Raw genomic sequence first — 9,012 nt, 5'->3', positions numbered from 1 at the left:
ACCGCGCGCTGGAGTTCGGCTCGCCCGATCCGACCGACGAGAATGTCACCACGCGCGTGCTGACCATTCTTCTCGCGCAAGAGTATTGAGCCATGCTGGCCTCGCGCGGCGGGGCCAGCCCTCCTCATGAAGGCGGTGCCGGGCAAAGTCTGCTCGAGCAGACTTTGGTGCGCGCTGCGCCGGTCGTGCCGGGGAGACGCCTCATCGCGGGCGTATTGAATTCAATACGGTGGGCGCAGATCATCGGGGCAGCGCGAGAGGAGAGAGAGCATATGGTGACGGAGGGGCAGGGGAGCGAGGAACGGCGCTCGGCCTTTCTGCAGCTGCGGGTGACCCCGCAGATGCACGCCGCGATCGCAAGGCTCGCGCTCGACCACGATAATATCACCATCCGCGCGCTCGTCATGAACGCGCTGAAGCAAACCTATGGTCTTGATGTCCCCGATGCGGAACTTCGCGACCAACGCGGCCGGCAGCCCCGGCCCGCGGCTGCTACAGGAGACTGATCATGGCGGAGTATTTTTCCCAGCATCCCGATCACGCGATCCTCTTCGGTTTCGCGTGCTTCGCCTTCACCGTCTATCTGTTTCGCGATGTCGGCCCCCGGTTCGGCAAAGGCGGTGGGGACTGGTCGGCGCGCGACCATTATGAGCGCAACCTTCGCAACGGTGGCGACGATTTCTGAGCGCGGCGCCTGGCAGGGAAACATGATGTGAAGACCATCGTCATCAGCCTGCTCAAGGGCGGCGTCGGCAAGACCTTCTTTGCGACCCATCTCGCCTGGTATCTGGCCGAGCAGGCGGGGCGGCGGGTCGCGTTCATCGATCTCGATCCGCAGGGGTCGTCGACCCGCCGGCTCGCGAAGGAACGGACCGGCTGGTTTTCCGCCGACCTGTTCGATCCCGACGCAAAACTGGTGCTGGACGACGCGGCCGGCATCACCGTGTTCGCGGCCGATCCGCGTCTCCAGATGGTCAAGGCTGCGCAGGACGTGCACGACTTCATCGTTCGCTTCCGCGAGCTGCCTCACCACTTCGATTATTGTGTGATCGACACCGGACCCAAATGGGACGAGCTCACCTTGAGCGCGATGGCGGTCGCGGACGAAGTCATCGCGCCGGTTCAGGTCGCCGAGGATTCGCTGGAATGCGCCAAGATGCTGCTGACTGCGCTCAAGAAGGCCGAGGGCGCGCGCGGCGGGCGCAAGGTCAATTTCCTCGGGCTGCTGCCCTCGATGGTCAATGCCTTCGACAAGCGGGACATGGACAATGCGGTCAAGCTCACCCAGGCGGTCGGCCCGGCGCTCATGTTCCCCGCCTTCGTGAAGGCGCGCCCGACCTACAAGCATTCGGCCGAGAACCATCATGCGGTCTGGCATGAAACGGGGAGCGGCGCCAAGGCGGCTTCGGACGAGATCCGCTCGATCCTCGCCGAAGTAGAACGGCGCGTCGATGCGCGGGCGAAGGAGAGCGCCTGATGGGCAAATTCGATCAGCGCGCCGAAGAGTTCGGAATGCTCGTGGGCGCGCATGAGAGCGCACGGCGCGTCGAGGACTTGCCGCTCGACTGGGTGATGCCCGACCCCGGCAATCCGCGCACGCACTTCGACGAAGTGGAACTCGCCGAGCTTGCAGCGTCGATCGAGGTGCGCGGCGTGCTGCAGCCGATCATCGTTCGCCCCAGGAATGCGGACGGCAAACATGTCATCCGCATGGGCGAACGGCGCTACCGCGCATCGCTCGCGGCGGGCAAGACGACCATTCCGGCGATCGTCAGCGAAGCGGGGGAGGGCGGTGACGTCCTCGCCGATCAGATCGTCGAGAATGATCAGCGCGCCAGCCTCTCGTCGCGTGAACTCGCGCTTGGCGTCGAGCGCATGCTGGCGCAGGGCAAGACCCAGGCCGAGATCGCCAAGGCGCTCGGCCGGTCCAAGCAGTTCGTCTCGCTCTACGCAGCCTATGGCGAGATGGAGCCTTATCTGCGCGAGGCGATCGACAAGGCCCCCATCCGCGTCCTCTACGATCTCCACCGCGCCGCCCGCAAGCATCCGGTCGAGGTGCGCGGGTTCGTCGCAGGACTGGGCGAGCGTGGCGTCACGCTTGCCGAAGGTAGCCGGTTCATTGCCTCGCTCAAGGGTGCGGTCGATGCCGGTTCCGCGCCTGCGCCCACCGCGCCGGCAGCCGTGCCCGCCGCACCATCGCCAGCCAAGCCGACGGGCCGGGCAGGGCACGCGCGTCCGATCGTGGCGCCCAGCCCCGTCAAGGTGATGGTCGGCGCCCGATCCGCCCGGCTCATATTGCCCGAGCGCGTTCGGGTGGTGTTCGATGACGGCGATGAGGGTGAGGTCGCCTCGCGCGATCTGTCGTTCGAATGAGCGCTGGACTGGAGTAGGCTGTTTCTCAACCTGCGATGAGTCGCTTCGCGCAAGGAGGCATGATGACCGGCGAACTGGACGATATCTGCGCACAGGTGGATTGCCCGAAATGTGGAGCCGAACTGAGTGTTCCGTACCGGCAGATGCGCTTGCAGAAAGCCGCTGCCTGTTCCTGCGGCGCGATGATCCGGCTCGAGGATGATACGCCGATCGCGGCCATCCAGCGCTTGATCGACGAGGCCAACCCGCCGCACCCGGACAATGATGGGTAGCGCTGGCCCCGGCCAACAGCACCACTCACTCCGCGTCAGTAAGCTTGAATTTTCAGATCGAATGATGGCGGCATCCCTCCTTCAGGGATGCCGCCATTTTCTTTTCAACGATCATTTCGGGCTTGCTTGCGCAGCCGGTGAGGCGCTTCTTCCAGAGAGGCTGCGAGTCTGCTTGAGCAGACTATGGAAGGGGTCAATTAAGGTGAGGGCCGGATAGGCTTGTCGCCGGGGATGTTTAACAATAGGATGGCGCATGGCTTTTTTCGGCCTCCGCCTGCCCGATGATCTCGCGGCGCGCTTCGATGCGATGGCAGCCTCCCGCGGCGGCCGCTCGGCACTGCTGCGTGGGCTGGTCGACGAGGCGCTGCGCACGAACGCGGACGATGTCGTGGTGCCGGCGCCTCGCGAGCGCACGACGGGCCGGGTCGAGGTTCGCCTGACCCCGAGCGACCTGGCCTTGCTCGATGCGGCGGCGGAGGCGCGTGGCCTCAAGCGCACCGAATGGATCGTTGCCCTTTTGCGCCGGCGTCTCTTCGGCAAGGCACCGCCACCGCGTCCCGATCGCGCGGCGATCGCGCAGTCCTGGCGCGAGCTCAACCGCATCGGCATCAACCTCAATCAGGCGGTCCACGCTCTACACGCCGCGACGATGGTCGATTCCGGCCTCGACCTCGCACGGGAGGCCGCTCGCGTTGCGTCCTTCCGCGATGATGTGGACAAGAAGCTCGCGGCGCTGGGCCAGGCGCTCAAGGGCGATGCGAGCTATTGGGATACGCCGGCATGAGCGGCGGCGACGAAGACGTCCTGCCGCTCCCGAGCCTGATGGAGGCCTGGCGCCCGCCGAGCGGCGGCAAGCGTACGTTGAAAGGCGCGACGTTGCGGATACGGGGCGGCCGGAGCAGTGCGGGCGGTGATGGCTCGGCCATGCTCACGCCCGCGCAGGCGCGCGCCAAGCTCGAGCGCATCGTGCGCAAGGCGCCCGAGGTCATGGTCAAGATCTCGGGCAAGCAGCGGGGGCCTGCGCATCTCTCCGAGCATTTCGGCTACATCTCGCGGCATGGCAAACTCGAGGTGCGCAGCAGTGAAGGCGAGATCATCACCGACGAGAAGCGGCTGAAGGCAATCGCCAGCGACTGGGCGATGCTCGACGATGCGATGAACCCGACTGGACGCGATCGGCCGACGTCGATGTCGATGGTGCTGTCGATGCCGGGCGGCACGACCGATGCCGCGACCATCCATGACGCAGTTCAGGCTTTTGCCCGCGTCGAGTTTGAGGGGCAGTTTGCCTATATGGTCGCGCTGCACACCGACACGGACCATCCCCATGTTCATCTGACCGTCGCCACCCAGGGCGAGGACGGCACCCGGTTCAATCCGCGCAAAGCCGACCTGCATCATTGGCGTGAAAGCTTTGCGCATGAGCTGCGCGAGCGGGGGGTCGCCGCCGAAGCCACGCCGCGCCGGGCGCGGGGCCATGTCCAGAAGCGCATCCGCTCTTCGGCGCGGCATCTCGACGCGCGGACCGACGGCCTTGGCGCAGGAGAGGGCAAGGGGCTCGACATTCACCGCCTGACCGAAGAGCGCGCTGAAACCTTCGCGAACTCTGCCGAGCCCGAACGCAGGGCCGAGGATGTGGCGGCGCTTGGCCGTCAGAAGTTCATTCGTGCGACCTATGCGCAGGCGGCCGCCGCGCTCGCGGCAACGGGCAAGGAAGAGGATCTGGCGCTGGCGCAGGATGTGACCAGCTTCGTGGCCGCCATGCCGCCGGCCGTGTCCCGGCGCCTTGCCCGTGCGCGTGAGATCATGATGGCGCAGCGCGCAGCCGGGCAGGGGGAGCGCACACCAGAGATGGGATCCAAGGCTGCGGACAAGCCAGACCGGGAGCCGCACAAGCCGCGTGACCGGGAACGCTGAGCGATCGGTTGCGCCGCGCCGCTAGTTGGGCGGGGCGCTGCGGGCCGCGAGGGTACGTAGCATCGACACCCATTGGTCCAGGATTTCGGCCTGATCGGGATCGGTCTCGCGCGTGACGCGCGCATAGACGCTCAGAGCGCCTGCAAATTCCTCCAGGGATGCGACGCCAGCGCGCGCCAGTAGAGCGCCGATGATCCCGAGGGTCCCGCCGATCGCGCTGACGACCGGATCCTTGTCTTCAGGCTCCATCAAAAAGCTGGAGAGACGGACAGACGTCCACCAAAGCTCAGGTCGTTGATCACGCTCCAGTTCCCTTTGTCGAGCGCCCGCGCCACCCCGAAGCCATCTTCTCCGGACAGCCGGCGGCACGCCCTGAATTATGAGGCGTGCCGGCGTTGGAACCGGGTGTTCGAAACCTGAAACGAGACAGGCGCGGCCGCCTTTGGGCCGGGTGGCCTTGGACATACGCGTCCGCCACCCGGTCTCCATAGCTGGGACCGGCTCTCGCTTTTGAAGGTTTCGACGCCTCCACCCATGTCTCCACGGGCAAGGTCAATTAGGCCAGATCGGGTCGAATTTGCAATCACGAAGGCGACTTAGGACGTCGCCAATTCGAATTTTCAACAGGGGAAAGGGAACGCGATACGCTGCTGGGCGCGCGCATCCTTGCTACTCTCGCGCCATGAAACGCCTTCACTCTCGATGGCGGGCTCGACGCGACACCCGCGCTATCTCCACCCTTCGCGAGATCGAGCAGTCGATCGGGGCGCTTGGCGACGAAGATCTTCTCGATCTCGAGGACATATTTGGGACCAGCGACACAGCGCCGCTCGGACGCATGGCGAGGTCGGAAATGGCGCGCAGGGGTCTTCGCGCCTGACTGGCGCTGGCTAGTTCGTCTCCGCCGATTTTGCCGCGCGGCGCGACCACAGCTCGGTGGTCCTGTCCATCTCGATCAACTTGTCCGGGAACACCCGATCCCGGAACGCTTCAACATCGGCGAGCGAGCCGTGCAGCCATCGATCATATTCGTCCTCCTGTAGCAGGACGGGCATTCGGTTGTGGACCGGTGCGATCGCTGCGTTCGCATCGGTCATCAGTCCCGAATAGACTGCACCCCATTCATCGCTGTGCCGCCACATCCCCGCCCAAGCGAAGATCGGGGCATCCTTCACGCGAAACCAGGTCCGGGTCATCGATCCCTTCTCGCCTTCTGCCTCGGCAAATCCCGTCAGCGGAATGAGGCAACGCCACTGAGGCTTGGGCGCGATCCCCCGCCACATGAAGTTGGTGAGATCAGCGATATTGTTGACCGGCTTCGGCTTGATCGGGACACCGGTCTTCTTGCTCTTCATGGGTCGGGGAAAGCCCCAGACCATCGATTCAAGTACCCTCTCGCCATCGGCCTCGCGCACCACCATTCCCGGATATCCCGGCAGGGTCTCCTCGGGCGTGTTGAACGACGCCGGTGCGGCAACACCGAAATGGGCGGCGACCTCGGCAGCGCTTTTGCGCACGGTATAGAGATTACACATGGCTACCCTCGGCGAGGCGACTGTACGGGTTCTTGCTCACTGCCACGCTCAGAGCAATGCCATTTGCGGGCGCAGCGCAACCGGCAGATCGCCGCTGCGCCAGAGATCGTCACTATCGAGTACCTGCATCCGCTCGGCCGCGATGGGCGGGCGAAACTGGAAGCCGATGACATCCTGAATGCTGCCGCCCAGCCAGCGCGCATAATCCTGTGACTCCAGCAGCACGGGCATGCGATCATTATACGGCATGACCGCGCTGTTCGCGTCCATCGTCATGCCGGCATAGACCGGCCCATAGTCCGGCACGTTGCGACAGAAGCCCGCCCAGGCAAGAAGGGGCCGGTCGACGATCGAAAACCAGCTGCGCGTCTTGGCTCTCGCATCGCCGTGCGGATTGGCGAAATGGGTGAGCGGAATGAGGCAGCGATATTGCGGGTGGACGACCATGCTGTCCCACAGCGGATTGGTCAGGTCGGCGACGAGACCGATCCGGCCTGGCGGCTCGTCCCGTTCGCGCATCTCACGGGTGAGCCGCGGAAAGCCCCAGTCCATTTCGCGCAGGATCCGACGGCCGCCCTTTTCGAAGATGACCAGGCCTGGCAGTGCCTCGACAGTCTCCGAAGGGACGACAAGATCAGCCTTCGCCTCGGCATTGAAATGCGCGGCGATGTCGGCAGCTGTACTGATGACTGTGTAGAGCCGTGACATGGCTCACCTCTCGCATCTCACAAAACGAATCGATGCGAGAGCTTATCACGGAACATAGATGGAACAAAACGGGCGAGGCTTACGCCGTCTCCTCGCCGATGCAGTCGCCAAGAGCGCGGAGCTGGCCAGCGAATTTGTCCGGGTTCTCGCGCTGTAGACGCTCGAGATTGATCGCCTTCCACCGCAGCGCAGGCAGTTCGGCAATCTCCGGATCGAGCCCGACCGCCGACCAATCGGGCGCGAGTTCGTGAAACGACATGAGGAAGCGCCTGTTGGCGGGCTGTCGCGCCCGTTCGCCAAGTTCGCTGATCAGGCGCTCGCGCGCGTCGAGCAGCGCCTCGAGCGGCAGGTCCGTGACGGTCATGCCGAGAAACTCCGCACCATATTGATCGCGGATGTCGAGCCGGTGCGGACATAGCAACTCATGGGCAGGGCGCGGATGACTGACGAGGTAGATGAGGAACGCCTTGAAGAGGTCATCGCTGATCCCTTCATTGGCGAAGAGAAAATGAATGTCGAACAGATCGCGCGGGTGCTGGCGGTCGAGCGCGGCCGCGATCTTGCCCGCATAGAGATCTGCCTCGGACACCAGCTGCATCTCGGCAAAACCGAAACGGTCTTCGACCGCGCGGCTGACCGATCGCACGGCAGGCGAAAATACCGTTCCGCGCAAGACCGGCGAGACCTCGATCTTGATCGTCACACCGTCGGCTTGGACGACAAGACGCTTGCCGTCGGGAAGCAGGCGACGCTCGACCGCCATGCGGCCACCCCGTTCGAGACGGCCCGCGACCCGTTCGAGCCCGTCTCTCACGGCCTGCAATGAGCTCTCGCGATCGGCAACCGGCAGGTAGACAAGGTCGATGTCGACCGACAGGCGTGGGAGATCCCGCACGAACAGGTTGATCGCCGTTCCGCCCTTGAGCGCGAAGATCTCCTCCTGCGCGATTTCCGGGATGGCGCGGACCAGCAGTCGTACCTGGTCCGCATAGATCTGCGCCGTCATTGGTCTTCACTTTCGGTTTTGGGGCCGAAGGCTTCGGGCACCGTGATCTGATACCGTGTGTCCAGTCGGCCACCGGGTACGAGCTGGCGTTTGCCCCGGCCCAGATCGACGACGTCGCGATCGATCCGCTTCGCCCAGCCATGCGCGTGACGATCGGCGAAGAACAGGAACAGTCGCTTGGCCCTGATACTCGTGCAGCTTTTCAGCAGGTCCGTCACCAGCCGGGGACGAAGGGTCGTGAGGTTCTCGAAGATCTTGTCGGCATGGTCGAAGGTAAGGCTCGCAGGCACATCGTCCATCAGCTCGATCGTCGCACGCTCGGCGCTGGCGACGCGGAGGAAATGATCCCAGGCTTCGCTGGCCTGTGGCGAGGCCGCCACATCGCCGAGCCGCGTAGTGCCGAGATCGAGGCGGTGCCAGTCGATGCCGAGGTCCGACGCCTCGAACAGCGTGCGTCGGTGCATCACGAGCTGGGCGTTGGTGGACAAGGTCGCGAGCCAGGAAGGGGCTGCATGGTCCGGGTCGTAGAGATGGACCGTCCGTTCCCCGCCGAGCCGGGCGAAATGCCCGAGACCATGGAGCTCGAGAGCGGTTATGCCGCCCACATAGAGTTCGCCGGCTGCGGTCCGCTGCGCCGACATCACTGCCATGTCCCATCGCAGCGATGCTGCGGCACCTTGTGTCGTCGTGCGCCGATAGACCCGGGGCGCGACGCGCTCGAGCCACCCGCGCCGAACATAATCATGGACCGATGTGCGGGCGACGCCCTGCGCCTGCAACCACGCCGAATCCACGAGCAGACCCGGCGGCAACGCCGTGAGAAGCTGGTTCAGAGTCTGGCGCCTTTGTCCGTCCATACCGAACAAATTGCCGTATTTCTGAACCGCTGACAAGGATCAGTTTATAATATCGCGATTTCGTTCGCTTCAGACGAACAGAATGCGCGATTGATGAACCAATCGATACGCAGCGTCAGCGGGCCCGATTGCGTTCCGGCGGTTTATGCTCGCGGCCAGGCCGTACTGTCGCGCCGCGCGCGGGCGCCGCGGCAGGCTCCACGCTTCGCTGCACCGACGGACCCCGATCCCGGACTTCGGCAGGCTTTATGGTGCGCCCCGCTGCGACATGCGCCTGAAGCTGCGCCCGGGCGACCCCCATGACCCGCATGATCGCCTCGGGATTGTCGAACAGGGTGCGCTGC

At 64.7% G+C, this 9,012-nt stretch carries 14 protein-coding genes and 1 pseudogene; 9 read left to right on the top strand and 6 right to left on the bottom strand.

Features of this window, described 5'->3' with window-relative positions; genetic code table 11:
* Nucleotides 1-8 precede the first annotated feature (8 nt).
* The 8 genes from BHQ40_RS25925 (at nucleotide 9) to BHQ40_RS22920 (ending at nucleotide 4,562) form a co-directional block, all read left to right on the top strand.
* Nucleotides 9-89, top strand: coding sequence for a DUF3768 domain-containing protein (locus BHQ40_RS25925; protein WP_253183455.1), 81 nt, complete (start codon nucleotides 9-11; stop codon nucleotides 87-89).
* 3 nt (nucleotides 90-92) lie between these two features.
* Entirely contained in the window at nucleotides 93-506 is a 414-nt protein-coding gene (locus BHQ40_RS25920) for a hypothetical protein (protein WP_139139444.1), read from the top strand.
* A 2-nt stretch (nucleotides 507-508) separates the two neighbouring features.
* Complete coding sequence (locus BHQ40_RS26370; RefSeq protein ID WP_171905938.1) at nucleotides 509-685, top strand: hypothetical protein; 177 nt, start codon at nucleotides 509-511, stop codon at nucleotides 683-685.
* A gap of 27 nt (nucleotides 686-712) precedes the next feature.
* Nucleotides 713-1,477 carry a ParA family protein gene (locus BHQ40_RS22940; protein ID WP_070158064.1) on the top strand — a complete coding sequence of 255 codons (765 nt, stop codon included), beginning with the start codon at nucleotides 713-715 and terminating at the stop codon, nucleotides 1,475-1,477.
* Nucleotides 1,477-2,373 carry a ParB/RepB/Spo0J family partition protein gene (locus BHQ40_RS22935; RefSeq protein WP_004212789.1) on the top strand — a complete coding sequence of 299 codons (897 nt, stop codon included), beginning with the start codon at nucleotides 1,477-1,479 and terminating at the stop codon, nucleotides 2,371-2,373. Before BHQ40_RS22940 ends, BHQ40_RS22935 begins: the two co-directional genes overlap by 1 nt.
* A gap of 59 nt (nucleotides 2,374-2,432) precedes the next feature.
* Entirely contained in the window at nucleotides 2,433-2,645 is a 213-nt protein-coding gene (locus BHQ40_RS22930; RefSeq protein ID WP_230588560.1) for a hypothetical protein, read from the top strand.
* Between the two features lie 253 nt (nucleotides 2,646-2,898).
* Nucleotides 2,899-3,429 (top strand): CopG family ribbon-helix-helix protein, encoded by a 531-nt coding sequence (locus BHQ40_RS22925; protein WP_004212787.1) that lies wholly within the window; start codon nucleotides 2,899-2,901, stop codon nucleotides 3,427-3,429.
* Nucleotides 3,426-4,562 carry a relaxase/mobilization nuclease domain-containing protein gene (locus tag BHQ40_RS22920; RefSeq protein WP_004212786.1) on the top strand — a complete coding sequence of 379 codons (1,137 nt, stop codon included), beginning with the start codon at nucleotides 3,426-3,428 and terminating at the stop codon, nucleotides 4,560-4,562. The genes BHQ40_RS22925 and BHQ40_RS22920 overlap by 4 nt, the downstream gene beginning before the upstream one ends.
* Before the next feature lie 21 nt (nucleotides 4,563-4,583).
* Here BHQ40_RS22920 and BHQ40_RS22915 read toward each other — a convergent pair whose 3' ends face one another.
* Nucleotides 4,584-4,811, bottom strand: coding sequence for a hypothetical protein (locus tag BHQ40_RS22915; protein ID WP_004212785.1), 228 nt, complete (start codon nucleotides 4,809-4,811; stop codon nucleotides 4,584-4,586).
* 433 nt (nucleotides 4,812-5,244) lie between these two features.
* Between BHQ40_RS22915 and BHQ40_RS22910 the strand changes: the two genes are divergently transcribed.
* Nucleotides 5,245-5,442 (top strand): hypothetical protein, encoded by a 198-nt coding sequence (locus BHQ40_RS22910; RefSeq protein ID WP_037491530.1) that lies wholly within the window; start codon nucleotides 5,245-5,247, stop codon nucleotides 5,440-5,442.
* 10 nt (nucleotides 5,443-5,452) lie between these two features.
* Here the strand turns inward: BHQ40_RS22910 and BHQ40_RS22905 are convergent, their stop codons facing one another.
* The 5 genes and pseudogenes from BHQ40_RS22905 to BHQ40_RS22885 form a co-directional block, all read right to left on the bottom strand.
* The gene (locus BHQ40_RS22905; RefSeq protein ID WP_004212784.1) at nucleotides 5,453-6,097 is read right to left on the bottom strand and encodes an SOS response-associated peptidase; all 645 of its coding nucleotides are present in this window, start codon (nucleotides 6,095-6,097) and stop codon (nucleotides 5,453-5,455) included.
* 48 nt (nucleotides 6,098-6,145) lie between these two features.
* Nucleotides 6,146-6,805 (bottom strand): SOS response-associated peptidase family protein, encoded by a 660-nt coding sequence (locus BHQ40_RS22900; protein WP_004212783.1) that lies wholly within the window; start codon nucleotides 6,803-6,805, stop codon nucleotides 6,146-6,148.
* A 79-nt stretch (nucleotides 6,806-6,884) separates the two neighbouring features.
* A complete protein-coding gene (locus BHQ40_RS22895) occupies nucleotides 6,885-7,811 on the bottom strand; it encodes a nucleotidyl transferase AbiEii/AbiGii toxin family protein (protein ID WP_004212782.1) in 927 nt (308 codons plus the stop codon).
* Nucleotides 7,808-8,668: a type IV toxin-antitoxin system AbiEi family antitoxin gene (locus BHQ40_RS22890; protein WP_004212781.1), complete on the bottom strand. Its 861-nt coding sequence runs from the start codon at nucleotides 8,666-8,668 to the stop codon at nucleotides 7,808-7,810. Before BHQ40_RS22890 ends, BHQ40_RS22895 begins: the two co-directional genes overlap by 4 nt.
* A 115-nt stretch (nucleotides 8,669-8,783) precedes the next feature.
* Nucleotides 8,784-9,012: pseudogene (locus BHQ40_RS22885) on the bottom strand (LPD7 domain-containing protein); the annotation flags it as partial.

Origin of the sequence: Sphingobium phenoxybenzoativorans (assembly GCF_001757355.1) — a bacterium.
Taxonomy (GTDB): Bacteria; Pseudomonadota; Alphaproteobacteria; order Sphingomonadales; family Sphingomonadaceae; genus Sphingobium; species Sphingobium phenoxybenzoativorans.
This window is presented reverse-complemented; position numbering and strand designations above follow the sequence as displayed.